We start from the raw sequence: 26511 nt of genomic DNA, 5'->3' as shown, positions 1-26511 counted from the left end.
AAGGAGCGGGCCGAGATGGCAGACGTAGGCGTGCGGGCGGCTCGGCACGAGGATGTCGCCGCGGTGACGAGCACCCAGATCCGCGCCTGGAAGTACGGCTACCGGGATTTCCTTCCCGAAGGACCGCTGGAGCAGATGACCGGCCCGGCGGCCGAGAACATGTGGCGGCAGCAGTGGGACGACGCGATCACCTCGCCGCCCAGCTCCCGGCACCGCGTGCTGGTGGCCGTGGAGCAGGTGGTCCTCGACACCGATGCCTTCCCCGCGCTCGGCCCCGGCGGCATCGAGGCCATGGCGGCGATGCAGGGCGCCGAGAAGGTCGCGGGCCTGGCCTCGCACGCCCCGGCGGAGGACCCCGACCTCGACCCGACCACCGCCGGCGAGATGCTCACCTTCCTCATCGACCCCGACCACGTCCGGCGCGGTCACGGCAGCCGGCTGCTCAACGCCACCGTCGACTACCTCCGTGACGACGGCTACCACACCATCGTGACCTGGGTGTTCGCCGACAACTACGCGGTGCTCGGCTTCCTGGAGTCCGCCGGCTGGGGTGCCGACGGGGCCGAACGGGTCATCGACATGGGCCGTACGGTGCGGATGATCCGCCTGGCAACCGACATCAGCTAGGGCCTGTCCTGTGGATCTTGCCGTGGCGAGGATCGGTCAGGTGGTGTCTCGCAAGGCGGAGGAGGGAGCCGCAGCGTGCTGCGGTGACCGACGACAACGCGGCGAGGCGCCGCCTGACCGACCGCAGTAGGCAAAAGATCCGCAGGACAAGGCCCTAGAGCCGGAGAGGAACACCGCACCCCTATGGCCACCCCGAGCCAGTGGATCGCCGGAGCACGTCCACGCACCCTTCCCGCCGCCGTCGTCCCCGTCGCCATCGGCACCGGAGTCGCGATCGGATACGGCGGAGGGGTGTGGTGGCGGGCCCTGCTGGCCCTGTTCGTGGCTCTCGCCCTCCAGGTGGGCGTCAACTACGCCAACGACTACAGCGACGGGGTGCGCGGCACCGACGAGGGCCGGGTCGGCCCGATGCGCCTGGTCGGCTCGGGTGCCGCGCCGCCCCGCCAGGTCCTCGCCGCGGCCCTCGCGTGCTTCCTCGCCGCCGCGGTGGCGGGACTGGTGCTCGTCGTGGCCACCGGGGCGTGGTGGCTGCTGCTGGTCGGCGCCGTGGCCATCGCCGCCGCCTGGTTCTACACCGGTGGCTCCAGCCCGTACGGCTACCGCGCGCTCGGCGAGATCTCGGTGTTCGTCTTCTTCGGTCTGGTGGCCGTGACGGGCACCACGTACGTCCAGCTCGAATACCTGCCCCCGCTCGCGGTGGCGGCGGCCGTCCCGGCGGGCCTGCTGGCCTGCGCGATGCTCGTGGTCAACAACCTGCGCGACATCGTGACCGACGGCCCGGCGGGCAAGCGCACCATGGCCGTGGTGCTCGGCGATCACCGCACCCGCGTCCTCTACGCCCTCTGCCTGGTCCTGCCCCTGCTGATCGCCCCCGCACTGGCGCCCTGGCAGCCGTTCGCGGCGCTGGCGCTGCTCGCCGCCCCGCTCGCCGTCGCCCCGGTGAAGGCGGTCCGGGCGGGCGCCACGGGCCCGGCGCTGATCGCGACGCTCCAGCAGACGGGCCGCTTCCAGCTCGGGTACGGCCTGCTGCTGACCATCGGCCTGGCGCTCTGACCCGCCCTTCCCCGCGCCTGCAGGAGCGACAGCGGACGGCTCAGAGGACGCGGCGCATCACGACCCGGGGGGCGATCTCGATGCCCAGCTCCCGCTCGTGGCGCACCAGCTCCGCCATCTCCGGACCCCACTCGGCGAGGTCGAGCACGGCGAAGCCGTGCCGGGCGTACCAGGGGGCGTTCCAGGACACGTCGCGGTAGGTCGTCAGCGTCACGGCGGCCAGGCCGGTCGAGGCCGCGTGGTCGCAGACGGCCTCCAGCAGGCGCCCGCCGACTCCCCGGCGCCCGTGGTCGGGATGGACCGCGAGCTGGTCGAGGTGGAGCTGCCCATCGACCAGGCCGACCATGGCGAACCCGATCGGCGGGTCACCCGCGACGAGCACCCGGCCGGGGTCCTCGGTCTCCTCGATCATCGTGCTCCCCGGCGGGAAGGTGATCCCGACCTCGGCGAAGACCCCGTCGGCCGCGACCTCCAGCGCCACCAGCCCGGCCAGCTCCTCCGGCCGCGCCCAGCGGACCTCAGTCGAAGTCGAAGATCGAGTGCTTGTCATAGAACTGCAGGATATAGCGGCACCGCGCGCAGATCATAAGGGTTATCCGGTGGGAGGTGACGCCCCAGCGGCTGTCGAGCCTGCCCACCTCCTTCTGGAACTCGGTGCCATGACAGAGCGGGCAGGCAAGCTCGGATCCCATCATGGTGGCGCAACGAACGGCCCCCCGCCGGGGTTCCTGGGAGCCCCGGCGGCCGAGGACCGTGTCCACCGGCCCGCCACCTGTCAGAGGTCGAGAAGGGGCTCCAGGCCGACGGTCAGGCCGGGAAGCTCGCGGACCCGGCGCACGCCCAGGAGCACGCCGGGGGTGAACGACGAGCGGTTCATCGTGTCGTGGCGGATGGTCAGGATCTCGCCGGCGCCGCCCAGGATGACCTCCTGGTGGGCGATGAGCCCGGCCAGCCGTACCGCGTGCACCCGCACCCCGTCGACGTCTGCGCCGCGGGCTCCGTCCAGCTCCGTACTGGTGGCGTCGGGCATCGGCGCGGAACCCGCCTTGCGCCGGGCCTCGGCGATCAGCTCGGCGGTGTGACGGGCGGTGCCCGAGGGCGCGTCCGCCTTGTTGGGATGGTGCAGCTCGACGATCTCGGCGGACTCGAAGTAGCGGGCGGCCTGCTGGGCGAAGTGCATCATGAGCACCGCCGCGATGCCGAAGTTGGGGGCGATCAGCGCGTTGACGCCCGGGTTGGCGGCCAGCCAGCCCCTGACCGTCGCCAGCCGCCCGGCGTCGAAGCCCGTGGTGCCGACCACCGGGTGGACGCCGTGGGAGATGCACCATTCGAGGTTGCCCATGACGACGTCGGGGTGGGTGAAGTCGACCACCACCTCGGCGCGCTCCAGCTCCTCGATCGAGTCGCCCTGGTCGACCGCCGCGACCAGCTCCAGATCGTCCGCCGCCTCGACGGCCTTGCACACTTCGACACCGACACGCCCTCGGGCGCCGAGAACTCCAACCCTGATCACGACCCCAAGGCTATACCGTGCGGGCCCGCCGGACTGTCGCGGACCACCGGGTCCGGCCCCGTACCGGACGGGCCGTCCGCGTCTCCGGGGCCGCTCTCCGGCCCCGGAGACGCGGACGGCCCCGGCGCGGGAACGCCGGGGCCGCTCGCAGACGGGGTCGTCAGCCGGCCAGAGTCGCGCTGAAGTCCCTGTCCTCGTCGTAGGGGCCGATGACCGCGAGGGACATCGGGCGGTTGAGGACGTCCGCGGCGACCGCGGTGATCTCCTCAGGGGTCACCGCGTCGATCCTGCCGAGCAGGTCGTCGACCGAGAGCAGCTCGTCGAAGACCAGCTCGCCCTTGCCGATCCTGGACATCCGGGAGCCGGTGTCCTCCAGGCCGAGCACGAGACCGCCGCGCATCTGACCCTTGCCCCGGACGATCTCCTCCTCGGTGATGCCGTCGGCGATCACGCGCAGCACCTCCTCGCGGCAGATCTTCAGCACGTCGTCGATCTTCGACGGCAGGCAGCCGACGTAGATGCCGAACTGGCCGGTGTCGGCGAGGGCGGAGGTGTAGGAGTAGGCCGAGTAGGCGAGGCCCCTCTTCTCCCTGATCTCCTGGAACAGCCGCGACGACATGCCGCCGCCGAGCGCCGCGTTGAGCACGCCGAGCGCGAAGCGGCGATCGTCGGTGCGGGTCAGCGCGGTCGTACCGAGGACCAGGTTGGCCTGCTCGGTCGGCCGGTGCACCACCCGGGTACCCGAGCGGGCCTCGACACCGGGCCCCGACACGCGCGGGGGAACCGGCGAGGCGTCCCCGCCCAGTGCCCCCGCCCGCTCGTAGGCCGCGGCGACCAGGGCCACGACCCGCTCGTGGTCGATGTTGCCCGCCACCGACACCACGGTGTGGGTGGGCAGGTAGTAGCGCCGGTAGTACTCGGCGATCCGGTCGCGGGTGACCTCGGTGATCGAGTCGACGGTGCCGAGGATCGGCCTGCCGACGGGCGTGTCGCCGTACAGCTCGGCGGAGAACTGCTCGTGCACCACGTCGGAGGGGTCGTCGTCGTGCATGGCGATCTCCTCCAGGATCACGCCACGCTCGGCCTCGACGTCCTCGGGGGTGATGAGCGAGGAGGTCACCACATCGGCGAGCACGTCGATCGCCACCCGCAGGTCGGAGTCGAGGACCCGCGCGTAGTAGCAGGTGTACTCCTTGGCGGTGAAGGCGTTGATCTCGCCGCCGATGCCCTCGATGGCCGCGGAGATCTCCAGCGCGTCCCGCGTGGGGGTCCCCTTGAACAGCAGGTGCTCAAGAAAGTGGGAGGAGCCCATGTGCTGGGGGGACTCGTCTCTCGATCCGATGCCGACCCACATGCCGACCGCGACGGAACGCACGGTCGGCATGGACTCGGTCACCACCCGGAGCCCACCGGGGAGGACGGTGCGCTTCACCACCCCGGCGCCGTCCTTACCGGGGTGCAGAGTGGTGGTGATCACGAGTTGCGGTCTTCCCCTCCGCCACGGTTGCCGCTGCTGCGGGTACGGGTGCGGCGGGGCCGCTCCTCGCGCGGCCGGTCGTCGGCGGGCGCCTCGGCCTGCGGGGCCGCCGAGGTGTCGGAGTCGCCGGCCTCGGCCTTGGCCGCGGCCTCCTTCTCGATGACCTCGACCGGCACCAGGGAGAGCTTGCCGCGCGAGTCGATCTCGGCGATCTCCACCTGGATCTTCTCACCGACGTTCATGACGTCCTCGACGTTCTCGATGCGCTTGCCGCCGTGCAGCTTGCGGATCTGGGAGACGTGCAGGAGGCCGTCCTTGCCCGGCATGAGGGAGATGAAGGCGCCGAAGGCGGCGATCTTGACGACCGTGCCCAGGTAGCGCTCGCCGACCTCCGGCATGTGCGGGTTCGCGATGGCGTTGATCGCCGACCTGGCCGCCTCGGCGGACGGGCCGTCGGTGGCGCCGATGTAGATGGTTCCGTCGTCCTCGAGGGTGATCTCGGCGCCGGTGTCGTCCTGGATCTGGTTGATCATCTTGCCCTTCGGGCCGATGACCTCTCCGATCTTGTCCACCGGGATCTTGATCGTGATGATGCGCGGAGCCGTGACGTTCATCTCCGCCGGGGAGTCGATGGCCTCCTGCATCACGTCGATGATGGCCAGGCGGGCGCCCTTGGCCTGCTTCAGCGCGGCCGCCAGCACGGAGGCCGGAATGCCGTCCAGCTTGGTGTCGAGCTGGAGCGCGGTGATGACGTCCTTGGTGCCGGCGACCTTGAAGTCCATGTCGCCCATGGCGTCCTCGGCCCCGAGGATGTCGGTCAGCGTGACGTACTGGTCGCCCTCGTTGATGAGCCCCATCGCGATGCCCGCGACGATGCCCTTGAGCGGGACACCCGCGTCGAGCAGCGCCATCGTCGAGGCGCAGACCGACCCCATGGAGGTCGAGCCGTTGGAACCCAGCGCCTCGGAGACCTGACGGATCGCGTACGGGAACTCCTCACGCAGCGGCAGGACGGGCAGCAGCGCCCGCTCGGCGAGCGCGCCGTGGCCGATCTCGCGCCGCTTGGGAGAGCCCACCCGGCCGGTCTCGCCGGTGGAGTAGGGCGGGAAGTTGTAGTTGTGCATGTAACGCTTGGTGCGCTCGGGGTTGAGCGTGTCGATCATCTGCTCCATGCGCAGCATGTTGAGGGTGGTGATGCCCAGGATCTGGGTCTCACCGCGCTCGAACAGGGCCGAACCGTGCACCCGGGGCACAACGTGGACCTCGGCACTGAGCTGCCTGATGTCCTTGACGCCGCGGCCGTCGATACGGACGCCCTCGGCGATGACGCGCTCGCGCATGAGCTTCTTGGTCAGCGACCTGAAGGCGGCGCTGATCTCCTTCTCGCGACCCTCGAAGTCGGGCCCGACCTTCTCCAGCGCCAGGGCCTTGACCCGGTCGAGCTCGGACTCGCGCTCCTGCTTGCCCGCGATGGTCAGCGCGGCGGCGAGCTCGCTCCTGACCGCGCCGGTCACGGCCTCCAGGACGTCGTCCTGGTAGTCGAGGAAGAGCGGGTACTCGGCGGTCTCCTTGGCGGCGACCTTCGCGACCTTGGCCTGCGCCTCGCAGAGCACCTTGATGAACGGCTTGGAAGCCTCCAGGCCCTGCGCCACGGTCTCCTCGGTCGGCGCCATGGCCCCCTCGGCGACGAGCTTGAGCGTGTCGCGGGTGGACTCGGCCTCGACCATCATGATCGCGACGTCGCCGTCGTCGAGCACGCGGCCCGCGACCACCATGTCGAAGGTGGCGTTCGCCAGCTCGGAGTTGGTCGGGAAGGCGACCCACTGGCCCTCGATCAGCGCGACGCGGACGCCGCCGATCGGGCCGGAGAACGGCAGTCCCGCCAGCTGGGTGGAGAGGGACGCGGCGTTGATCGCGATGACGTCGTACAGGTGCTCGGGGTGGAGCGCCATGATGGTGGCGACCACCTGGATCTCGTTGCGCAGGCCCTTGACGAACGAGGGGCGCAGCGGCCGGTCGATCAGGCGGCAGGTGAGGATGGCGTCCTCGGAGGGACGGCCCTCACGCCGGAAGAACGAGCCGGGAATGCGGCCCGCGGCGTACATCCGCTCCTCGACGTCCACCGTGAGGGGGAAGAAGTCGAGGTTCTCCTTGGGATTCTTGGACGCGGTGGTCGCGGAGAGGACCATCGTGTCGTCGTCGAGGTAGACGACGGCGGAACCCGCCGCCTGGCGCGCGAGCCGCCCGGTCTCGAACCGGATGGTACGCGTGCCGAATGAGCCGTTGTCTATAACGGCTTCGCTGCTGTGGACACCCTCCACGGGGGACCTCCTTGTGGGTCGGTCGCCCGCGTCCGGCCAGACGCACGTGTCGCGCCTGGTTCGTCGTGTTGCCGGCTCCCCGTAGGTGCAGCGCCGGTCTTCGATCGAAGCGCCCGGTTCCGTATGGCTTGTGCCAAGATGACCGGGGGCCACTACCGAGGACCGGCCCTCCGACGCCGTGGGGCGCGCTTGCTTGCGGACGCGGGGCACTGTCTCGGCTATTCAGTTTGCTCACTGGAACGGCGTCTTCATGGCGCGACGCGCCGACACCGAACCATATGAGATGAGGGAGTGGCACGCAGGCCACTCCCTCATGACTCTATCGGCGCAGGCCGAGCCGCTCGATGAGCGAACGGTAGCGCGCGATGTCCTTGCTCTGCAGGTACTTCAGCAGCCGGCGGCGGCGGCCGACGAGCAGCAGCAGACCGCGACGGCTGTGGTGGTCGTGCTTGTGCACCTTCAGGTGCTCGGTGAGCTCGCTGATGCGCTTGCTCAGCAGCGCGATCTGCACCTCGGGGGAACCGGTGTCGGTCTCACCCTTGGCGTAGTCACCGATGATCTGCTTCTTTGCGGCGGTGTCGAGCGACACTTCTCTCCTTGAACCTCTACGGGCACGCGCAATTCCGGCTCCCCGAACGACCGTGCGTGCCTACAGTCGCCGTGGCGAGATCAGCATCGGGATCACGAGAACACCGATTACAGAGCTGACATGCCAGGTTACCATCGGCCTCGCGGCCCCGCACATCGTGCGGAAGCCCCATGGATCCGGCCCCCGTGAACCGCCCCTCACAAGGGGCCCCGCGGGGACGGTGACGGCCCTTGTGGCACGAGGGGAGAGATCAGCCTGTCAGGCGCCGCACCTCGTCCACGTCCGCGTGGATCTGCTCGATGAGCGCCTCGATCGAGTCGAACCTGGTGTTGCCGCGGAGCCTCGGCCCGAAGTCGACGGCCACGTGCGCGCCGTAGAGGTCGAGGTCGTCACGGTCGAGCGCGTACGCCTCGACGGTGCGGGGCACGCCCTCGAAGGTCGGATTGGTACCCACGGAGATCGCCGCGGGCCAGCGCTCGCCGCCGTACACGGCGGGCAGGTTGCCGGTCTCGACGCCCTGCAGCCAGCCGGCGTAGACGCCGTCGGCGGGGATCGCGGTGAACTCCGGTGACTCCAGGTTGGCCGTCGGGAAACCGAGCTGCCGGCCGCGCTGGTAGCCGCGGACCACCACCCCCTCGACCCGGTGCGGGCGGCCGAGCGTCAGCCTGACCGCCTCCATGTCACCGGAGGTGATCTGCTGGCGGATCAGCGTGGAGGAGATCGTCTCACCGTCGCTGACCAGCGGGACCGCCTCGGCCACGAAGTCGTACTTCTCGCCGAGGGTGCGCAGTGTCTCCACGTCACCGGAGGCCTTGTGGCCGAAGCGGAAGTTCTCCCCCACCACGACCCCGGCGGCGTGCAGCCGGTCGACGAGCACGGTCTGCACGAACTCGTCGGGGCTCATCCGGGAGAACTCCAGGGTGAACGGCAGGACGCACACCGCGTCGACCCCCAGCCCGGCCAGCAGCTCGGTGCGGTGCCTGGCCGTCGTCAGCCTCGGAGGGTGCGTGCCGGGCCGCACCACCTCATCCGGATGCGGGTCGAAGGTCACCACCACCGAGGGCACTCCAAGATCCGCGGCCATCGCGACGGCTCTAGCCACCATCTGCTGATGCCCGCGGTGAACGCCGTCGAAGACGCCGATCGTGACGACGGACCTGCCCCAGTCTTCGGGCACGTCGTCCAATCCGTGCCAGCCTCGCACCGCAGCCTCTTCCCCTTGTAGCGGATCGACCCCTAAAGCCTGCCATGCTCTTGGACCTTCTCCCCAATCGGGGAGCCCCTTGACGCCCGTGTGCCCCTTGACGTCGGTCGAAGGCGCACCCACCACGGTACGACCGTCAGGGGACGAACACCGCCAGGGACTTGGCGATCTTGCCGTGCTCCTCCACCAGTGCCACCAGTGTGCCGTCGGGGCCGAACACCCCGATGGGCCCGTCCCCCATGCCCAGCGCGGGAAGCCGTCCGCCGTGCGCGACGGAGCCCGCCTCCGCCGCGGTCACGTCCCGGCGGGGAAAGGCCGCCGCGACGGCATCGGCCATCGGCAGGATCACGCACTCGGCGGCGAGTCCCTCCAGGGTGTGGGCCGCCGACAGCTCGTAGGGGCCCACCCGGGTACGGCGCAGGGCGGTCAGGTGGCCGCCGACGCCCAGGCCGGCGCCCAGGTCGCGGGCGAGCGCGCGGATGTAGGTGCCACTGGAGCAGGAGACCGAGGCGTCGACGTCGACGAGGTCACCGTGCCGTCGCACCGCGGTGATCTCGAAACCCGACACGGTCACCGGACGCGGCTTGAGCGTGACCTCCTCACCCGCCCTGGCTCGCTTGTAGGCCCGTTCGCCGTTCACCTTGATGGCGCTGACCTGTGGCGGGATCTGCATGATCGGACCGGTCAGTGCGGCGACCCCCTTGCGGACGTCCTCCTCGGTGACACCCACCGCCGACGCCGTAGCGATGATCTCCCCCTCGGCGTCGTCGGTGTTGGTGGCCTGGCCGAGGCGGATCGTGGCGTCGTAGCCCTTCTCGGTGAGCGCGAGGTGGCCGAGCAGGCGGGTGGCCTTCTCGACGCCGACCACCAGCACCCCGGTGGCCATCGGGTCGAGGGTGCCCGCGTGGCCGACCTTGCGGGTGCCCGCGATGCCGCGGAGCTTGGCCACGACATCGTGGGAGGTCCACTCGGCGGGCTTGTCGACGATGATCAGCCCGCTCGGCGGCGGGGTGCGCTTGGCGCGAGCCGTGCTCAATGGGATTCCTTTGACAGACGTGTCAGGAGAGTTCTACAGCAGTGCCCGGAGACTGGCGATCGTCTCCTCGACGGGCAGATGGGAGGTGAAACCCGCCGCCTTGGCGTGCCCGCCGCCGCCCAGTTCGGCACAGACGCGCGAGACGTCCACCCCGCCCTTGGAACGCGTCGAGACCTGCCAGGCGCCCTCGTCGTCCTCCTTGAGGACCGCGGCGACGTCCGCCTCGTCGGTGCGCCGGACCACGTCGATGATCCCCTCCACCTCGTCGTACGGCAGCCCGTGCGCGGCCCGGTCGGCCCGGGTGACGAACGTCCAGACCAGGCCGCCGCCCACCTCGGGCTCCAGCCGAACCCGCTCCAGCGCGGCACCGAGCACCTTCAGGTAGCCGAACGGGGAACGGTCCCACAGCTCACGGGCGATCTGCTCGGGGTCAAGCCCGCACGCCACCAGCCGGGCGGCCATGGCATGCGCCCGCGGGGTGGTGGAGGAGTGCCGGAACGAGCCGGTGTCGGTGACGAGCCCGACGTACAGGCAGGTCGCGATGGCCTCGTCGATCGGCAGGCCGAGCCTGCGGATCAACTCCTCGGCGAGCACGGCGGTGGCTGCGACGGCGGGGTCGATCAGGTTGAGCGTGCCGAACCCAATGTTGGACGGGTGATGGTCCAGCACGATCAGCTCTCGTGCCCTGACCGCGTTTCCGGCCAGCGTGCCAAGGCGCTCGGCGGTGGGGACGTCGAAGGTGACCATCACCTCGGGTACCGCGGGATAGTGCGCGGGGTCGGTCAGCAGGTCCTGCCCCGGCAGGAAGCGGAGCAGCCTGGGCACATGGAAACTCCGGTCACCGAAGGACGCGGTGACCCGCTTGCCCGCCGCGCGCAGCGCGAGCCCGACGGCCAGCGTGGAGCCGAGCGCGTCACCGTCGGGCGAGACATGACAGGCCAGCGCGACCTCGTCCGCGGCCGAGATGAGCTCGACGGCCCGGTCCCAGTCCTGGCCGGAGACCGGGCCGTCGGCACGCGGATCGGGCGTCACGTCGCGGAACGTCCCGCGCGCTCCGAGGATTCGTCCTCTTCGTCCCCGAAGTCGCTGTCCCTGTCCTCGGGCTTGCGGTAGGGGTCGGCGTCCCCCGCGTGCAGGGCCCCCTCGGCCCGCTTGGCGATCTCCACGTCCCTGGCCTTCGCCTCGGCGAGCAGGTCCTCCAGGTGACGGGCGGTGTCCGGGAGCGGGTCGTGGGTGAACGTCAGTGTCGGCGTGTGGCGCAGCCCCGTCTGGCGGCCCACCTCCGAACGGATGAGCCCCTTGGCGCTCTCCAGCGCCAGGGCGGAGTCGGCTCGCTCCGCCTCAGAGCCGAAAACGGTATAGAACACCGTGGCGTCGCTCAGGTCGTTGGTGATCCGCGTGTCCGTCACGGTCACGAACCCCAGCCTGGGGTCCTTGATCCGGCGCTCCAGCATCTCCGCCACGACCTGCTGGATCCGGTCGGCGATCTTGCGTGCTCGTGCGGCGTCCATAGCTCCCCCCTTCTTGTGGGAACGGCCGGAGCGGGAGGGGTGCCTCCGCCACCGGCCGTCTCCACACCTAGTCTTCGTCCTCGTTGTAGAGCCGGTGTCTGGCGGACAGCAACTCGATCTCCGGGCGGAACGCGATCAGCCGCTCGCAGTCGTCCAGCACCGCACCGCAGTTGGCCGCGGTGGCGGAGACGACCGCGATCCCGATCTCGGTACGGCGGTGCAGATCGAGATGACCGGTCTCCGCCACGGCCACACCCGGGAACCGTCGCTGCACCTCGGCGACGATAGGACGCACCACCGAGCGCTTCTGCTTCAGCGAGTGGACCTCGCCGAGCAGGATGTCCAATGTCAGGGCACCTACATACATAGTGGATCACCCGCCACGATCGTCACCGTGCCCCCTCTGGGGCGGGCCGCCCGCCGGCCGCCCCAGAGGGGGCCGGCCGACGGGACGGTCCTGCTGCCTGTCCGGGCATCAGACGCGCGGCTTCTCCCGCATCTCGAAGGTCTCGATGACGTCATCGATCTTGATGTCGCTGTAGCCGACACCGATACCGCACTCGAACCCTTCGCGTACCTCGGTCGCGTCGTCCTTGAAGCGACGCAGCGAGGAGACGGTGAGGTTGTCGGAGATGACGACCCCGCCGCGGATGAGACGGGCCTTGCTGTTGCGGACGATCGTGCCCGAACGGACCAGAGCACCGGCGATGTTGCCGATCTTCGGCACCTTGAAGACCTCGCGGACTTCCGCGGTGCCCATCTGGACCTCTTCGAACTCCGGCTTGAGCATGCCCTTGAGGGCCGCCTCGATCTCCTCGATCGCCTGGTAGATGACCGAGTAGTAGCGGATGTCGACGCCCTCGCGCTCGGCCAGATCGCGCGCCCTGACCTCGGGGCGCACGTTGAAGCCGATGATGACCGCGTTGTCGTCGGCGACCGCCAGGTTGACGTCGTACTCGGTGATCGCACCGACGGCGCGGTGGAGCACCCGCAGGCGCACCTCGTCACCGACGTCGATCTTGAGCAGCGCGTCTTCCAGAGCCTCGACGGAACCGGAGACGTCACCCTTGATGATGAGCTTGAGCTCGTCGACCTGGCCCTTCTCCATCTCGCTGAAGAGCTCTTCGAGGGTGCGGCGACGGCCGGACTTGGCCATGTCCGCGATGCGCTTGCGCGCCGCGCGCTGCTGGGCGATCTGGCGCGCCATCCGGTCGTCGGTGACGACGATGAAGTTGTCACCGGCGCCCGGCACCGCGGTCAGACCGAGGACCATCACCGGACGGGACGGGTCGGCCTCGGTGATCGCCTCGCCCTTGTCGTCGAGCATCGCCCGGACGCGGCCGAAGGCCTCGCCACAGACGATCGAGTCGCCGACACGGAGCGTGCCGCGCTGGACCAGCACGGTCGCGACCGGACCACGGCCCTTGTCGAGGTGGGCCTCGATGGCGACGCCCTGCGCGTCCATCGTGTCGTTGGCCCGCAGGTCGAGCTCGGCGTCCGCGGTGAGCAGGATGGCCTCGAGAAGGCTCTCGATGCCGGTCCCGTTCTTGGCGGAGATGTCGACGAACATCGTGGTGCCGCCGTACTCCTCGGCGACCAGGCCGTACTCGGTGAGCTGGGCGCGCACCTTGCTCGGGTCCGCCCCCTCCTTGTCGACCTTGTTGACCGCGACGACGATCGGCACGTCGGCCGCCTGGGCGTGGTTGAGCGCCTCGATGGTCTGCGGCTTCACACCGTCGTCGGCCGCGACGACCAGGACCGCGATGTCGGTCACCTTGGCACCTCGGGCACGCATGGCGGTGAACGCCTCGTGACCCGGGGTGTCGATGAAGGTGATCTTCCGGTCCTCGCCCTCGTGCTCGGTGGCGATCTGGTAGGCACCGATGTGCTGGGTGATGCCACCCGCCTCCTGCGCCGCGTCGTTGGTGTTCCGGATGGCGTCGAGCAGCTTGGTCTTACCGTGGTCGACGTGACCCATGACGGTCACCACCGGCGGGCGCGCGACCAGGTCGGACTCGTCGCCCTCGTCCTCGCCGAACTCGATGTCGAAGGTCTCCAGGAGCTCGCGGTCCTCCTCCTCCGGGCTGACCACAAGCAGGTTGTAGTCGAGCTCGGCGGCCAGAAGCTGGAGCGTCTCCTCGTTGACCGACTGCGTGGCGGTCACCATCTCGCCCAGGTGCAGCATGATCTGCACCAGGGACGCCGGGATCGCGCCGATCTTGTCGGCGAAGTCCGACAGGGAGGCGCCACGCGACAGGCGAATCGTCTGCCCGTTGCCGCGAGGAGCCTGCACGCCGCCGATCGCCGGGGCCTGCATGTTGTCGAACTCTTGACGCCGCTGGCGCTTGGACTTGCGACCGCGGGTCGGACGTCCGCCGGGACGGCCGAACGCGCCCGCGGTGCCTCCACCGCGGCCACGGCCACCGCCACCGGGACGGCCGGCGAAACCGCCGCCACCGCCACCGGGACCACCGGTTCCGGTGCCGGGACGGCCCGCGCCGCCACCGCCACCCGGACGGCCGGCGAAACCGCCGCCGCCACCGGGACGACCCGCACCGCCACCGGGACGACCCGCGCCGCCACCGGGACGACCGGCACCCGCACCGCCACCGGGACGGCCCGCGCCGCCACCGGGACCGGCGGGCCGGCCCTGCGGCATCATCATCGGGCTGGGACGCGGACCACCGGGGCGCGGACCACCGGGGCCACCCGCACCGCCGCCGGGACGCGGGCCACCCGCGCCGGGACCCGGACGCGGGCCGGCCGCACCGGGCGGACCGGAACGGGCGCCGGGCGGACGGGGACCGGCGTTGTCGCGACCCTCGCGGGGACCGCGATCCTCACGCGGACCAGGACGCGGCCCTCTGTCGCCGGGGCCGCCGTCGCGGCCGGGACCACCGGGGCCACCGGGACCGCCGGGACGCGGCGGACGGGCCTGGCCCATGCCGCTGGCGTTCGACGAGAACGGGTTGTTACCGGGGCGCGGACCGCGCGGGCCCGGACGCGGACCCGGCTTGGGCGCGCCCGCGCCGGACCTGGGACCCGAGGGCGCTCCGCCGGGACCACCCGAGGGACGACCCTCCGGACGCGCCTCGGGGCGCGCCGCCGGACCGGGGCGCGGAGCGGGCCGCGGACCCGGCTTGGGGCCGGAGGTCGCCGGACGGCCGCTGTCGCTGCGGGGCGCCTCGAAGCGCGGCGGCTGCACCTGCGGCGGCTGCTGCCGCGGCGGCTGCGGAGGCTGCGCCTGCTGGGGCTCCGGCTTGGGAACGACCGGCGGGGCCTGCGGCGCGGGCGCCGCAGGACGAGCCGGTACGGGACCCGGTCGCGGTCCCGGCCGAGGGGCCGGTCCCGGCTTGGGGATGGATGTCGGCGCCGAAGAGACGCCGTTTGGCTGGCCGTCACCCGGCCGAGGTGCCGCCTGAGGCGGCCTGGGGCCTCTGCCCCTGTCGGACGAACCCTTACTGGGGCCGCCTAGCGCTTCCGTGAGCCTGCGGACTACCGGTGCTTCGATAGTCGAGGACGCCGAACGCACGAACTCGCCCATCTCCTGGAGCTTGGCCATGACGACCTTGCTCTCCACACCGAACTCCTTGGCGAGCTCGTATACCCGGACCTTCGCCACTGCACTCCCTTGTCTCGGCCCGGGAGGCGGTGCCGCCGGACCGTCGTTACGTTGACGTACTCATCGCCGCATGCTCATCAGGCGCTCATAGCTATCTGACCAGCCCATCAAATCGGCGTCCTACATGACAGTCGGTAACCATTTCACCCGATCCTTTCAGCCTGTTGCTCTTCCAGGTGACCACGCAGCCGCGACAGGTCGAGCGGAACCGCAACGCGAAACGCACGCGGAAACGCTCGGCGACGCTCTGCGAGTTCGAGACAGCTCAGGGTGGGATGCAGTGAAGCACCACGCCCCTGGAGCCGTCTTCGCAGGTCGGGGACTATAACGCCCTCGACCATCACCAGGCGGAGCAGCTCGGAGGAAACCGTGCGAACCCGGCACCCCACACACGTTCTCAGTGGGGCAGCCTGGCCACCATATTCCAGCTTACCGTGTGGACGCATCTGCGGAACCTGCCGCGTCCCCCGGCTGGGTGTCGGGACGGATGTCGATGCGCCAGCCGGTGAGGCGGTTGGCCAGCCGGGCGTTCTGCCCCTCCTTGCCGATGGCGAGGGAGAGCTGGTAGTCCGGCACGGTCACCCGCGCGGCACGGCCGTCGAAGTCGATCACCTCTACGTGGGAAACGCGCGCCGGCGACAGGGCATTCCCCACGAACTCCGCGGGGTCCTCCGACCAGTCGATGATGTCGATCTTCTCACCGTGCAACTCGGTCATCACGTTGCGCACCCGCGAGCCCATCGGGCCGATGCAGGCACCCTTGGCGTTCACCCCCGGCCGCCGCGACCTGACCGCGAGCTTGGTGCGGTGACCGGCCTCGCGGGCGATGGCGGCGATCTCCACCGTACCGTCGGCGATCTCCGGCACCTCCAGCGCGAAAAGCTTCTTCACCAGCCCGGGGTGGGTGCGCGACAGGGTCACCGAGGGGCCCTTGTGCCCCTTCTTGACCTGGACCACGTAACAGCGGATCCGCTCGCCGTGGACGTACTCCTCACCCGGGACCTGCTCGCTGTGCGGCAGCACCGCCTCGATCTTGCCCAGGTCGACCAGGACCACCCTCGGGTCCTTGCCCTGCTGGATGACGCCGGCCACCAGCTCGCCCTCGCGGCTGGCGAACTCCCCGAAGTTGATCTCGTCCTCGGCGTCACGGAGCTGCTGCAGGATGACCTGCTTGGCGGTGGTCGCGGCGATGCGGCTGAAGTTGCCCGGGGTGTCGTCGAACTCCCTGAGCACCTCCCCGCTCTCGGCGTCGAGTTCGGCGGCGAAGATGGTCACGTGCCCGGACTTGCGGTCGAGCTCGGCGCGCGCCTTGGCCGCCGCGCCCTCGCTCCGGAAATATGCGATCAGCAGCGCGTCCTCGATCGCCTTGACGACCAGGTCGAAGGAGATGTCCTTCTCCCGCTCCAGGCTGCGCAGGACGCTCATGTCGATGTCCACGAGGCTCCCCCTTAGCCCTCGTCGCCGTCTTCGCCGTCGTCTTCGGCGTCGTCGAGCCGGCGGAATTCCACCTGAACCCGTCCTCGGGTCAGGTCCTCATAGTCGATGCGGCGCGGCGCGCCGTCGACGTCCAGCTCCACGCCGGTCTCGTCGGTGGCGACGATCCGGCCCTCCACGGCGGTGCCGTCCCTCAGGTCGGCCTTGACCAGCCTCCGCACCGCGCGGCGCCAGTGGCGCGGCTCGGTGAGCGGGCGGTCCACCCCCGGGGAGGAGACCTCCAGCACGTACGGGGTGCTTCCCATCGCGTCGTCGGCGTCCAGCGTCGCGGAGACCGCGTGGCTGACCTCCGCGACGTCGTCGAGGCTCACGCCGCCGTCACGGTCGACGACGACACGTAGCAACCGCCTCTTGCCCGCGGGGGTGACCGTGACGTCCTCCAAGTCGAGCCCCTCGGCTCCGACGACAGGTTCCAGAAGCTTCATCAGGCGGTCGCGGGATGTGGCGTTGCCCATGCCGACCTCCCATTGTCACGATCTCAGCCGGGCGGACCTCGCCCATGCGATTAACCAGCCTATCCACACCAGGGCGTGGAAACAGCGCCACTCGGTGTGGCGGAGCCGCCCGAGAAGCGAGGTGGGTGCCATTATTCCAAGCCCGTACGATGCTAGGTGCGTCAGCTGCCGACACAGAACCGGAGGTCGTCCGTGCGTTCCGTCTCCCGGCGCGCCCTGTTGCGGGGCGGCGCTCTCGGGGTGGCGGCCGTGGCCGCCGCAGGCTGCACCGCCGAGGAACGGGTGCCTCCGCCTGCCGAGCGTCCCGATCCCGAGACCGTGCTCCTGCGGGAGCTGATCGCGGGCAAGGAGCGGACAGTGGCCCTGTACGCCTCGGCCGCCTCGGCCAGGCTCGCGCCCTTCAGGCAGCGGCACGAGGCCCATCTGGCCGAACTCCGCCGCCGCCTCCCGCCCGCCGCCGCCTCCGTCTCCGCGACGCCCGCCTCCTCGCCCACCCCCTCGCCCTCCGGCGGCGCGTCCGCGGGCGGCAGGACGTCGGTGCGGGCCCTTCGCGATCTGGAGGGCAGGGCCGCCGCGCTCCGTACCCGGCAGGTCGAGGGGGCCTCGCCCCCGCTGGCCCAGCTGATCGCGTCCATCGGCGCCTGCGAGGCCGCGCACGCCCTGGCCCTGTCGAGATCGCTGTGAGGGCCGGCCAGGGGCTCGGCGCGGCGCTGGCGGCCGAGCACGCCGCCGTGTACGCGTACGGGGTCATCGGGGCCAGGAGCACGGGGAGGCTGCGCACCGAGATGACGGCGGCCTACAACGCCCACCGCGCCCGCCGTGACCAGCTCCGCGCCATGATCATCAAGATGGGCGGCACCCCGGCCGAGCCGGCGGCGGTCTACGAGCTCCCGATCACGCCGTCCACGGCGGCGCAGGCGGTGGAGCTGGCCGTGCTGGTCGAGCGGAGGGTGACCGGCGCCTACCTGGAGTTGGCGGCCTCCGCCGACACGGCGCTGCGCAAGATGGCCGCGCTGGCCATGCAGGAGTGCGTCACCCGCTCCTACAACCTGCGCCCGGAGATCGACACCTTTCCCGGCATGCCGTCCGCGCCCGCCGCCTCCCCCACCGCGACCCCCACCGAGTGACTTTCACCCATGGCCGCTTTCCCGGGGTAAGTATTTCCCTGGGTGGCGGGCTGGTCGGCGCGGTATCGATGCCTGACTACGGTCCCCGTGTTCATGAGATGAGATTCAAACCCGCTTTCGCGCATGTTTGTACGGCGCCTGCCGGGTAGCTGAATCTCCGTGAAACACGCCTGAGGAGGAGCAATGGGCTGGGGATACCGGAAATCCATGAAGTTCGGTCCGTTCCGTCTTAACCTTTCGCGGAGTGGAGTGGGTCACAGCTGGGGAAACCGTGCCTTCAGAGTCACCAAGACGGCAGATGGGCGCCGCACGCTGAGCGTCAACCTGCCCGGCGGTTTCCACTGGCGCAAGACGCTCGGCGGCGGTGCACGTCGCTGACGGGCGTTTCCCGGGAACCGTTCACGAACCCCGGTCGTTCTTCTGACACGGCACGAGGTTCGGGGAGAGAACAATGGGCTGGGGATACAGAAAGTCGATCAAAATCGGTCCCTTCCGGATCGACCTGTCTCCACGAGGGGTCGGCCACGGCTTCGGCAATCGCAGATTCCACGTCGCGAGAACTCCCGACGGCCGCAAACACGTCACCGTCAACCTGCCCGGCGGATTCCACGTGGGCAGGACGATCGGCCGGACGGTCGGCCGGAGTTCCCGTTACCGCCACTACTGAGACGGGGCCACAGACGTGAGGGAGCGGCCCACCCGGCGGGTGGGCCGCTCCCTCACGTGCGCGGTGGCGCGGGGCGGGATCGTCGCCTCCCGGCCCGCGGGTTCACTCCTCGCAGGCCGCCACGACGCGGTCGACCGCCTCGGCGAGCGGGATCTCCTCCTTGGCGCCGGTGGCGCGGTCGCGCAGCTCCACGACGCCCTGGGTGAGGCCTCGGCCGACGATCAGGATCGTCGGCATGCCGAGCAGTTCGGCGTCCTTGAACTTCACGCCCGGCGAGACCCCGGAGCGGTCGTCCACCAGGACGCGCAGACCGCGGCCCTCCAACTCCTCGGCGATCTTCACAGCGGCCTCGATCTGGCCGTCCTTGCCGGTGCCCACGATGTGGACGTCGGCCGGGGCGATCTCGCGGGGCCACAGCAGGCCGAGTTCGTCGTGCCGCTGCTCGGCCAGCACCGCCACGGCGCGGGAGACGCCGATGCCGTAGGAGCCCATGGTGATGCGGATCGGCTTGCCGTCGGGGCCGAGGGCGTCGAGCTTCGCGGCGTCGGCGTACTTTCGGCCGAGCTGGAAGATATGACCGATCTCGATACCGCGGTCGATGGAGAGGCCCGAGCCGCAGACCGGGCAGGCGTCGCCCGCGCGGACCTCGGCGGCCTCGATGGTGCCGTCGGCGACGAAGTCACGGCCCGCGACGACGTCCGCGGCGTGCTTGCCCGGCTCGTTGGCGCCGGTCACCCAGGCGGTGCCGTCGACCACGCGGGGGTCGACGAGGTAGCGGATGCCGAGATCCCGCAGGACCTGCGGGCCGATGTAGCCGCGGACCAGGCCGGGATGCCTGGCGAAGTCCTCGGCCTCGAAGATGGCGGGCTCGCCGGGGGCCAGGGACGCCTCCAGCCGCTTGAAGTCGACCTCGCGGTCTCCGGGCACGCCGACGATCAGGGTCTCGGTCTTGCCGGAGCCAGGGACGGTCACCTTGACCACGATGTTCTTGAGCGTCCGGGCGGCGGTGATGTCCAGGCCGTGGTGCTCGTTGACGTGGTTGACCAGCGACTCGATGGTCGGGGTGTCGGGGGTGTCGAGCACCCGCATGGCGGGCCGCTCACCGGTGCCGGTGTCCTCGGCGACCGGGGCGGGGGTGACGACGGCCTCCGCGTTGGCCGCGTAGCCACAGTCGTGGCAGGCCACGAAGGTGTCCTCACCGGTGGCCGCGGGGGCGAGGAACTCCTCGGAAGCCGACCCGCCCATCGCGCCGGACGTGGCGAAACAGATCTTGTAGGCGATGCCGAGCCGGTCGAAGGTCCTGATGTAGGTCTCGCGGTGGCGCTCGTAGGAGTGCTTGAGACCCTCGTCGTCGAGGTCGAAGGAGTAGGAGTCCTTCATGACGAACTCGCGCCCGCGCAGGATGCCGGCCCGGGGCCTGGCCTCGTCGCGATATTTCGTCTGGATCTGGTAAAGGGTCACCGGATAGTCCTTGTAGGAGGAGTACTCCCCCTTGACCATGTCGGTGAACATCTCCTCGTGGGTGGGACCGAGCAGGTAGTCGGCCCCCTTGCGGTCCTTGAGGCGGAAGAGCGTGTCCCCGTACTCGGTCCAGCGGCCGGTCGCCTCGTAGTACTCACGGGGCAGGAGCGCGGGGAAGAGCACCTCCTGGCCGCCCATGCGGTTCATCTCCTCGCGCACCACGCGCGCGACGTTCTCCAGGATCGTCTTGCCGAGGGGCAGCCAGGAGTAGACGCCGGGGGCGACACGGCGGACGTAACCGGCGCGGACGAGCAGCTTGTGGCTCGGGACTTCCGCGTCTGCCGGGTCGTCCCTCAGCGTTCGAAGAAACAGCGACGACATGCGCAGCAGCACGGCTACTCCTAGCTAGCAGGGATCGATGCCCTACAGGCTATCGAGTCCGGCAAGCCGATTGTCGGCCGTCGCCCCTTTCAGAGCCCGGCGAGGAAAACGAAGTAGAAGGCCCCGAGGGCCAGCGCGACCAGCGCGGAGCAGGCACGCTCCCTGCCGCGGGCCAGTGAGACCAGCATTCCCAGCGCGAACACGATCACGACCGCGGTTCCCCACGGCCAGAAGCCGGGGACGTGCTCGGGGCCGGGCATCATCTTGTCGATGCCTTCGAACAGGGCCAGCCCGACCGCCCCGCCGGCCGCGAGAGCTCCCCAGCGGCCGGGGCGCTTGGCGAGGTAGGCGAGAACCCCGAGCGTCACGAGATTGACGATCGTGAGGTTCATCGTGGCGCCGTTGCCGCCGAACCTGGTGAGCCAGTCTCCCGGCTCGAAGAGGGTGGCGGTCAGCAGCGAGAGCAACACTCCGAACGCGGCGAGCACGCTGGAGAGCACCGCCCAGCCGAAACCGGCCGCGGTCCGCCCGACGACCGTGGCGAGGAGGATGTAGGCGTACGGATCGTAGATCGCGTAAGGCAGGGTGGGGCCGTAGACCAGCAACGCTCCGACGCCACCCAGCAGTATCCCCACGAAGAGTGCGAGGAGCATGTGCCGGAGAATGGCGCGATCCCGTCGGTCCCCCGCGACGAAGTCAAGCGTGTAGTTGCGTTCTACCAAAGCCACCGATCCCCCGATCACATGTACTCGTGGCCATCGGCAGTATATCTGACCTGCACTAATACCCAGAGTGAGGCAAATTTTACGAGGCAAGCGAGCGCTTGGTTATGCTGTTGCCGTGAGTCTTTTCGCGAGCGTTTCCCCAAGCCTTTCCGAGGAGCGGCTGGAGCTCCGTGACGCCGTCCGCTCCTTCCTCGCCCGGCACCCGGACGCCCCCTGGGTCCGGTTCGCCGCCGAGCTGGGCGTGGCCGGCCTGGCGGTCCCCGAGGAGTACGGCGGCGCGGGCTGCGGCATGGCCGAGGCGGCCGTCGTGTGCGAGGAGGTCGGCCGCGCCCTGTCGCCCCACCCCTACCTGCAGACCGCGGTGCTGGCCGTGGAGGCGATCAAGGCCACCGGTGACCGGGCGGCCATGGCCAGGCTGCTTCCCGGCATCGCCGAAGGCGCCGTCACCGCGACCGTGCTGCTCCCCGGCGACGCCGAGCTGGTGCTGGACGGCGACCGGCTGACCGGGATCGCCCGGCACGCCCTGGACGGCGAGCTGGTGCTGGCCTACGCGGGCGGCGCGCTCCTTGAGGCCGCCCCCTCCTCCCGCACGCCGCTGCCCACCCTGGACCAGACCCGCCCGCTCACCGCGCTCGCCTTCGACGCCGTCCCCGTCGTCCGGATCGGCTCCGGCACGGCGCACGAGCGGGTCCGCGACCTGGCGGTCGCCGCGCTGGCCGCCGAGCAGGTGGGCGGGGCGGCCCGCTGCCTGGAGACCGCGGTGGCCCACGCGAGACAGCGCCACCAGTTCGGCCGCCCGATCGGCTCCTTCCAGGCGGTCAAGCACAAGCTCGCCGACGTGCTCCTGCTGGTCGAGTCGGCCCGCTCGGCCGCCCTGGCCGCCGCGTGCGCCCCGCTGGAGGAGCTTCCCGTCCGGGCCGCCGTCGCGGGCTCCTACTGCACGGAGGCCTACCTGGCCGCCGCGGGCGAGAGCATCCAGGTCCACGGCGGCACCGGCGTCACCTGGGAGCATCCGGCCCATCGCTACTTCAAGCGGGCCACCGCGGACGCCCAGCTCCTCGGCACCCCGCAGGCGCACCGCGCCCGCCTGGCCGCCGCCGCGGGCCTGTAGGGAGGGCGCCGCACCGGTCGGCTTGTTGACGTCCCGGCATGCTGGTAATCTCGCCAAGCGAGCGCTTGGTTAAGTGGAAGGCCTCGGCCGGGGGTCGGATGGACACAACGGAGGCGTGGATGACGTCCCTAAGGATCAGCTTGGGCTACGAGCTGGAGGTCCGCGGACGCTCCCGCGAGGTCGAACAGCAGACGTTCCGCAACGTGATCGACCAGGTGGTCCTCGGAGACCGGCTGGGCTTCGACACCGCGTGGTTCGTCGAGCACCACTTCACCCGGGGCTTCTCCCACTCATCGGCCCCCGACCTCGTGCTGGCCGCCATCTCCCAGCGCACCGAGCGGATCCACCTCGGCCTGGGCGTGGTGCTGCTGCCCTTCCAGTCGCCGATCAGGACCGCCGAGCGCGTCGCGACCCTCGACGTCATCTCCGGCGGCCGGGTGGAGTTCGGCACCGGACGGGGCGCGTCCCCGCTGGAGTACCAGGCGTTCCAGAAGCCCTTCGAGAAGTCGCGGCAGATCTGGGAGGACTCGCTGGAGGCCACCCTCGCCATCTGGAACGCCGACGGCGAGCCGATCAGCCGGTCCAACGAGTTCTTCGAGATCCCCGACGTCTCCGTCTACCCTCGGCCGGCCCAGGTGCCGCACCCTCCCGTGTGGGTGGCGTCCACCTCCCTGGAGGGCTACCTGGCCGCGGCCAGGCACGGTTACAACCTGCTGGGCATGACGATGCTCAAGGGCCTCGACGACGTCGCCGAGGACATCGCGAGCTACCGGCAGTGCCTGGCCGACAACGGCTTCGACCCCGACAGCCGGCGGGTCGCGCTGATGATCCCGTGGTTCGTCGGCGGTACCAGGGAGCGGGCGTTCGAGATCGCCTCCGACCCGGTCCTGTGGTACATCCGGCGCCAGGTCAACCTGGTCACCCCTCCCGACTACTACGACGCCCGGCACGCCACCCACAAGGTCCTGGGCCAGCTCGCGGCCGGCATGCCCCCCGAGGAGGCCATGGCCACGCTCCGCGAGCACCACATGGTCGTGGTGGACGACGTGGAGGGCTCCCGGAAGGCCACGGCCCGTATCGCCGAGGCCGGGGCCACCGACCTGATCCTGCAGGCACAGGTGGGCGGCCTCTCCCACGAGCACGTCTGCGAGTCGATGCGGCTTTTCATGACCGAGGTGATCAATTGACGACGAACCCGGCGCCCGCCGGAGCCATCCCGCTCGGTGCGCCCTCCGTATGGCTGACCAGGGACGACCTCGCCGCCGGGAGCCGTGGCGCGTCCGGGCTGCTGCTGGTCTCCGCCGACGCCGGCAGCGTGATCCCCGCGGGCGAGGTCGGCGAGCTGACCGCCGCCTACGCCGCCGCGCTGCGGGCGGTGGGCGTGGACGGGCGGGACCGGGTGGTGGCGGCGCTGTCGGGCGACGGCGAGCTGGCGGGCCCGCAGTGGGCGCGCGCCGCCGCCGAGGTCGCGGGGGCGGGTGCCTCCGTCGGCCCCCGGGGCAGGCTCAGGCTGCACCACGCGCTGGAGTCGCTGGGCGCGACCACCCTGGTGATCACGCCGACCGGCGCGATGGACCTGCTGGCCCGGCTACACCTGGAGTTCCTGCTGGACCCGCTGGACCTGGGCCTGCGGCACGTCGTGCTGACCGGGGAGATCGCCTCGCGCCACACGATGTCGCATCTGGCGACGGAGTTCGGGGCACGGGTGACGGAGGTCTACTGCTCGCCGTTCACCGCGACGCCGCTGGGCTGGCGCTCCTCGGAGTCTGCGCCGCTGACCCTGCTCGTACCCGGCTCGGTGGGCCTGGCCCCGCTGGAGAAGGACGAGCTGCAGGCATCGCCGTACGCCTCGGGGCCGGCCGAGCTGGTCGTCGCCGGCGCGCGGGCCGGGGAGGCGGTGCGCACCGGCCAGGTGGTCAGGGTCTCCGGCGGGGAGGCGATCCCCGCCCCCGAGCACACGGTCGGCGACCACGTGCTGGTGCGCGGGGTGTGGGTGTCGCTGAACCGGATCCAGCGGGCGCTCAACAAGATCGACGGAGTCTCCGGCTGGGAGCTGGGCGTCTCGCGGCAGGGCACGCTCGACGCCGCGGTCCTGACCGTGACCTTCAAACGGGAGGGCCTCGTCAGGAATCCCATGTGGAGGTCGCGCCTCCAGCAGTCGCTCAAGGCGCTCACCCCGGTCACGATCACCGTCGAGATCTCCGACCGGATCTCGGAGACGGTCTCCCCCGGCGTGGTGAACGACACGCGAGGTCACCACCTGGGCAGGGATCGCACAGCCATCGCCCGCTGACCCACGAAAGGCGCGACCGCTATGGAAGTACCCGGCTGGCGGACGATTCCCCGCATGCTCCGCGCCCTGTCCGGCGATCACCCCTCGGACGTCGTCGTGGACGACGGGACGGTCCGGCTGACCCTCGCCGAGCTGCGCGACCGGGCGGGCGAGGTCGCCAGGGGCCTGATCGCGCTGGGCGTGCTGCCGGGCGACCGGGTCGCCGTCTGGGGCCCGAACGACGCGCACTGGGTGATCAGCGCGTTCGGCGTCTGGGACGCCGGCGCGGTGCTCGTGCCGCTGTCGTCGCGCTACAAGGGCATCGAGGCCGCCGCGACGCTCCGCTCGACCGGGGCGAGCGTGCTGATCACCGGGTACGGTCACGACGGCGCCGTCCTGGCCGACCTGCTGGCCGAGGCCGCCGGCGAGACGGGCGGCGGCCTGCCCTTCGCCGGCCTGCCGGACCTGCGGCACTCGATCGTGCCCGAGGGGCTGGAGCGGCCCGGCTCGGCGCAGCCCTCGCAGGTGCTCGTCGCCGGCTCCCTCATCGGGCGCGCCGAGGCCGAGGAGCGCGCGCTGGCCGTACGATCTGACGACCTGTGCGAGATCATCTCCACCTCGGGCACCACGGGCACACCCAAGGGTGTGATGCTCGAACACGGCCGGATGCTGCGCGGTTACTGGGACTGGGCGGAGATCGTCACGCTCGGCCCCGGCGACCGCTACCCGGTGATCGCCCCGTTCGCGCACGGCTTCGGGCTCAATGCCGGGCTGCTGGCCTCGGTCATGCGCAGGGCCACGATGATGCCGATCGCCAGGTTCGGCCCCGACCTGCTGGCCGGCCTGATCCTCGACGGCGGGATCACGATCCTGGCCGGGCCCCCGACACTGTTCCACCGGCTGCTCGAGGAGACCGAGATCGGTGAGCACTCGGTGCGCGTGGCGATCTGCGGGGCGGCCTGCGTCCCCGCCGAGCTGGTACGCAGGCTGCTGGAGCGGATCGGCCTGGAACGCATGATCAACGCGTACGGGTTGATGGAGGGCACGGTCGTCTCCATGACCAGGGCCGACGACCCCGTCGAGGTCGTCGCGGGCAGCACGGGCCGCCCCGTGCCGGGTATGGAGGTGCGGATCGTCGACGACGACGGCCTGGAGGTGCCGCGCGGCGAGCGCGGCGAGGTCCTCGTCCGCGGGTACGGGGTCATGCGCGGCTACTGGGGCGAGCCGGAGAAAACGGCCGAGGTGATCAGGGACGGCTGGCTGCACACCGGCGACATCGGCGCCCTCGACACCCGCGGCGACCTCGCCATCGTGGACCGTAAGAAGGAGCTGTTCATCGCCGGAGGGTTCAACGTCTCCCCCGCCGAGGTGGAGGGGCTCCTGCTACGGGAGGGCTCCCTGGCCCAGGCCGCGGTGGTCGCGGTGCCCGACGAGCGGATGGGTGAGGTCGGCTGGGCGTTCGTGGTCCCGAGACCGGGGGCGGCCGTCGAGCCGGAGAAGGTCATCTCCTGGGCCCGCGACAACATGTCCAGCTACAAGGTGCCCAGGCGGGTGATCGTGGTCGACGCCCTTCCCGTCACCGGCAACGGGAAGCTGGACAAGCGCGCCCTGCGCGCGCGGACGACCCCGTAGGCAGCGTGACCGGGCGGGCGTCTCAGCGGCACGTCCTCGCTCGGGGTACCGGGCACACCTTGTTCGCGGGAAATGCAGAGAACCTCCGAGGCACGTGCTCCCACAGACTCCCACGGAGAACCAGGCCCGCCGGGAACACCGTGTTCGCAGGGAATGTTCGGAAATATTGGAAACGTATCCGCCGGACGCCCCGTGCCGGATGACCGGTTCGATCACAACGGACCGCCGAGACT

At 70.7% G+C, this 26511-nt stretch carries 27 protein-coding genes; 10 read left to right on the top strand and 17 right to left on the bottom strand.

Annotated elements, in window-relative coordinates:
• Window positions 1–15: 15 nt before the first annotated feature.
• Both ACQP0P_RS12815 and ACQP0P_RS12810 read left to right on the top strand, forming a co-directional pair.
• The gene (locus tag ACQP0P_RS12815) at window positions 16–627 is read left to right on the top strand and encodes a GNAT family N-acetyltransferase (protein WP_350913053.1); all 612 of its coding nucleotides are present in this window, start codon (window positions 16–18) and stop codon (window positions 625–627) included.
• A 183-nt stretch (window positions 628–810) separates the two neighbouring features.
• Window positions 811–1680 carry a 1,4-dihydroxy-2-naphthoate polyprenyltransferase gene (locus ACQP0P_RS12810; RefSeq protein ID WP_433375323.1) on the top strand — a complete coding sequence of 290 codons (870 nt, stop codon included), beginning with the start codon at window positions 811–813 and terminating at the stop codon, window positions 1678–1680.
• Window positions 1681–1720: 40 nt separating this feature from the next.
• On the opposite strand, the gene ACQP0P_RS12805 is transcribed toward ACQP0P_RS12810, so the two are convergent.
• The 15 genes from ACQP0P_RS12805 to rimP all read right to left on the bottom strand — a co-directional run bounded on the left by ACQP0P_RS12805 (window position 1721) and on the right by rimP (window position 16902).
• Window positions 1721–2230, bottom strand: a complete 510-nt coding sequence (locus ACQP0P_RS12805) for a GNAT family N-acetyltransferase (RefSeq protein ID WP_433375320.1) — start codon at window positions 2228–2230, stop codon at window positions 1721–1723.
• Window positions 2199–2441: a hypothetical protein gene (locus tag ACQP0P_RS12800; protein WP_433375317.1), complete on the bottom strand. Its 243-nt coding sequence runs from the start codon at window positions 2439–2441 to the stop codon at window positions 2199–2201. Before ACQP0P_RS12800 ends, ACQP0P_RS12805 begins: the two co-directional genes overlap by 32 nt.
• A gap of 14 nt (window positions 2442–2455) precedes the next feature.
• Window positions 2456–3193 carry a 4-hydroxy-tetrahydrodipicolinate reductase gene (dapB, locus tag ACQP0P_RS12795; protein WP_433375315.1) on the bottom strand — a complete coding sequence of 246 codons (738 nt, stop codon included), beginning with the start codon at window positions 3191–3193 and terminating at the stop codon, window positions 2456–2458.
• Window positions 3194–3353: 160 nt separating this feature from the next.
• A complete protein-coding gene (locus tag ACQP0P_RS12790) occupies window positions 3354–4667 on the bottom strand; it encodes a M16 family metallopeptidase (RefSeq protein ID WP_433381844.1) in 1314 nt (437 codons plus the stop codon).
• The gene (locus tag ACQP0P_RS12785) at window positions 4667–6991 is read right to left on the bottom strand and encodes a polyribonucleotide nucleotidyltransferase (protein WP_433375312.1); all 2325 of its coding nucleotides are present in this window, start codon (window positions 6989–6991) and stop codon (window positions 4667–4669) included. The genes ACQP0P_RS12790 and ACQP0P_RS12785 overlap by 1 nt, the downstream gene beginning before the upstream one ends.
• Window positions 6992–7310: 319 nt before the next feature.
• A complete protein-coding gene (gene rpsO, locus ACQP0P_RS12780; protein ID WP_030904195.1) occupies window positions 7311–7580 on the bottom strand; it encodes a 30S ribosomal protein S15 in 270 nt (89 codons plus the stop codon).
• A 250-nt stretch (window positions 7581–7830) separates the two neighbouring features.
• Window positions 7831–8784 carry a bifunctional riboflavin kinase/FAD synthetase gene (locus ACQP0P_RS12775; RefSeq protein WP_433375308.1) on the bottom strand — a complete coding sequence of 318 codons (954 nt, stop codon included), beginning with the start codon at window positions 8782–8784 and terminating at the stop codon, window positions 7831–7833.
• A gap of 136 nt (window positions 8785–8920) precedes the next feature.
• Window positions 8921–9820, bottom strand: a complete 900-nt coding sequence (gene truB / locus ACQP0P_RS12770; protein WP_433375304.1) for a tRNA pseudouridine(55) synthase TruB — start codon at window positions 9818–9820, stop codon at window positions 8921–8923.
• 33 nt (window positions 9821–9853) lie between these two features.
• Window positions 9854–10852: a DHH family phosphoesterase gene (locus ACQP0P_RS12765; protein WP_433375299.1), complete on the bottom strand. Its 999-nt coding sequence runs from the start codon at window positions 10850–10852 to the stop codon at window positions 9854–9856.
• The gene (gene rbfA / locus ACQP0P_RS12760) at window positions 10849–11331 is read right to left on the bottom strand and encodes a 30S ribosome-binding factor RbfA (protein ID WP_433375296.1); all 483 of its coding nucleotides are present in this window, start codon (window positions 11329–11331) and stop codon (window positions 10849–10851) included. Before rbfA ends, ACQP0P_RS12765 begins: the two co-directional genes overlap by 4 nt.
• Window positions 11332–11398: 67 nt before the next feature.
• Window positions 11399–11698, bottom strand: a complete 300-nt coding sequence (locus ACQP0P_RS12755) for a DUF503 domain-containing protein (RefSeq protein ID WP_030904200.1) — start codon at window positions 11696–11698, stop codon at window positions 11399–11401.
• A 108-nt stretch (window positions 11699–11806) separates the two neighbouring features.
• Complete coding sequence (infB, locus tag ACQP0P_RS12750) at window positions 11807–14953, bottom strand: translation initiation factor IF-2 (protein WP_433375292.1); 3147 nt, start codon at window positions 14951–14953, stop codon at window positions 11807–11809.
• 143 nt (window positions 14954–15096) lie between these two features.
• Entirely contained in the window at window positions 15097–15294 is a 198-nt protein-coding gene (locus ACQP0P_RS12745) for a DUF448 domain-containing protein (RefSeq protein ID WP_433381841.1), read from the bottom strand.
• An 88-nt stretch (window positions 15295–15382) separates the two neighbouring features.
• Window positions 15383–16390: a transcription termination factor NusA gene (gene nusA / locus ACQP0P_RS12740; protein ID WP_350913032.1), complete on the bottom strand. Its 1008-nt coding sequence runs from the start codon at window positions 16388–16390 to the stop codon at window positions 15383–15385.
• A gap of 11 nt (window positions 16391–16401) precedes the next feature.
• Window positions 16402–16902, bottom strand: a complete 501-nt coding sequence (gene rimP / locus ACQP0P_RS12735; protein WP_355563137.1) for a ribosome maturation factor RimP — start codon at window positions 16900–16902, stop codon at window positions 16402–16404.
• A gap of 192 nt (window positions 16903–17094) precedes the next feature.
• Between rimP and ACQP0P_RS12730 the strand changes: the two genes are divergently transcribed.
• The 4 genes from ACQP0P_RS12730 to ACQP0P_RS12715 all read left to right on the top strand — a co-directional run bounded on the left by ACQP0P_RS12730 (window position 17095) and on the right by ACQP0P_RS12715 (window position 18696).
• Window positions 17095–17586 carry a twin-arginine translocation signal domain-containing protein gene (locus tag ACQP0P_RS12730; protein WP_433375288.1) on the top strand — a complete coding sequence of 164 codons (492 nt, stop codon included), beginning with the start codon at window positions 17095–17097 and terminating at the stop codon, window positions 17584–17586.
• On the top strand, window positions 17583–18029 hold the full coding sequence (locus ACQP0P_RS12725; RefSeq protein ID WP_433375285.1) for a ferritin-like domain-containing protein: 447 nt from the start codon (window positions 17583–17585) through the stop codon (window positions 18027–18029). The genes ACQP0P_RS12730 and ACQP0P_RS12725 overlap by 4 nt, the downstream gene beginning before the upstream one ends.
• Window positions 18030–18212: 183 nt before the next feature.
• Window positions 18213–18407, top strand: coding sequence for a DUF4236 domain-containing protein (locus ACQP0P_RS12720; RefSeq protein WP_355633278.1), 195 nt, complete (start codon window positions 18213–18215; stop codon window positions 18405–18407).
• Between the two features lie 73 nt (window positions 18408–18480).
• Window positions 18481–18696 carry a DUF4236 domain-containing protein gene (locus ACQP0P_RS12715; protein ID WP_355563147.1) on the top strand — a complete coding sequence of 72 codons (216 nt, stop codon included), beginning with the start codon at window positions 18481–18483 and terminating at the stop codon, window positions 18694–18696.
• A 102-nt stretch (window positions 18697–18798) separates the two neighbouring features.
• Here ACQP0P_RS12715 and ACQP0P_RS12710 read toward each other — a convergent pair whose 3' ends face one another.
• The gene (locus tag ACQP0P_RS12710; protein ID WP_433375281.1) at window positions 18799–20550 is read right to left on the bottom strand and encodes a proline--tRNA ligase; all 1752 of its coding nucleotides are present in this window, start codon (window positions 20548–20550) and stop codon (window positions 18799–18801) included.
• Between the two features lie 77 nt (window positions 20551–20627).
• Entirely contained in the window at window positions 20628–21191 is a 564-nt protein-coding gene (locus ACQP0P_RS12705; protein WP_433375279.1) for a hypothetical protein, read from the bottom strand.
• A 187-nt stretch (window positions 21192–21378) separates the two neighbouring features.
• Between ACQP0P_RS12705 and ACQP0P_RS12700 the strand changes: the two genes are divergently transcribed.
• From ACQP0P_RS12700 to ACQP0P_RS12685, 4 genes are all read left to right on the top strand, one after another.
• Window positions 21379–22374, top strand: coding sequence for an acyl-CoA dehydrogenase family protein (locus tag ACQP0P_RS12700; protein ID WP_433375276.1), 996 nt, complete (start codon window positions 21379–21381; stop codon window positions 22372–22374).
• Between the two features lie 119 nt (window positions 22375–22493).
• Window positions 22494–23561 carry an LLM class flavin-dependent oxidoreductase gene (locus ACQP0P_RS12695; protein ID WP_433375273.1) on the top strand — a complete coding sequence of 356 codons (1068 nt, stop codon included), beginning with the start codon at window positions 22494–22496 and terminating at the stop codon, window positions 23559–23561.
• On the top strand, window positions 23558–24667 hold the full coding sequence (locus ACQP0P_RS12690; RefSeq protein WP_433375270.1) for a hypothetical protein: 1110 nt from the start codon (window positions 23558–23560) through the stop codon (window positions 24665–24667). The genes ACQP0P_RS12695 and ACQP0P_RS12690 overlap by 4 nt, the downstream gene beginning before the upstream one ends.
• Window positions 24668–24688: 21 nt before the next feature.
• Window positions 24689–26278, top strand: coding sequence for an AMP-binding protein (locus ACQP0P_RS12685; protein ID WP_433375267.1), 1590 nt, complete (start codon window positions 24689–24691; stop codon window positions 26276–26278).
• The last annotated feature ends 233 nt before the right edge of the window (window positions 26279–26511 follow it).

It is taken from the genome of Streptosporangium sp. CA-115845 (genome assembly GCF_050943795.1).
GTDB lineage: Bacteria > Actinomycetota > Actinomycetes > Streptosporangiales > Streptosporangiaceae > Streptosporangium.
This window is presented reverse-complemented; position numbering and strand designations above follow the sequence as displayed.

What these genes read in the sequence shown, in the direction of transcription:
- ACQP0P_RS12815 (WP_350913053.1), top strand. Translation starts at nt 16, where the DNA reads ATGGCAGACGTAGGCGTGCGGGCGGCTCGGCACGAGGATGTCGCCGCG.
- ACQP0P_RS12810 (WP_433375323.1), top strand. Translation starts at nt 811, where the DNA reads ATGGCCACCCCGAGCCAGTGGATCGCCGGAGCACGTCCACGCACCCTT.
- ACQP0P_RS12805 (WP_433375320.1), bottom strand. Translation starts at nt 2,230, where the DNA reads ATGACAAGCACTCGATCTTCGACTTCGACTGAGGTCCGCTGGGCGCGG.
- rbfA (WP_433375296.1), bottom strand. Translation starts at nt 11,331, where the DNA reads ATGGACGCCGCACGAGCACGCAAGATCGCCGACCGGATCCAGCAGGTC.
- ACQP0P_RS12755 (WP_030904200.1), bottom strand. Translation starts at nt 11,698, where the DNA reads ATGTATGTAGGTGCCCTGACATTGGACATCCTGCTCGGCGAGGTCCAC.
- ACQP0P_RS12745 (WP_433381841.1), bottom strand. Translation starts at nt 15,294, where the DNA reads ATGGTCGAGGGCGTTATAGTCCCCGACCTGCGAAGACGGCTCCAGGGG.
- rimP (WP_355563137.1), bottom strand. Translation starts at nt 16,902, where the DNA reads ATGGGCAACGCCACATCCCGCGACCGCCTGATGAAGCTTCTGGAACCT.
- ACQP0P_RS12720 (WP_355633278.1), top strand. Translation starts at nt 18,213, where the DNA reads ATGGGCTGGGGATACCGGAAATCCATGAAGTTCGGTCCGTTCCGTCTT.
- ACQP0P_RS12715 (WP_355563147.1), top strand. Translation starts at nt 18,481, where the DNA reads ATGGGCTGGGGATACAGAAAGTCGATCAAAATCGGTCCCTTCCGGATC.
- ACQP0P_RS12705 (WP_433375279.1), bottom strand. Translation starts at nt 21,191, where the DNA reads ATGCTCCTCGCACTCTTCGTGGGGATACTGCTGGGTGGCGTCGGAGCG.
- ACQP0P_RS12695 (WP_433375273.1), top strand. Translation starts at nt 22,494, where the DNA reads ATGACGTCCCTAAGGATCAGCTTGGGCTACGAGCTGGAGGTCCGCGGA.
- ACQP0P_RS12685 (WP_433375267.1), top strand. Translation starts at nt 24,689, where the DNA reads ATGGAAGTACCCGGCTGGCGGACGATTCCCCGCATGCTCCGCGCCCTG.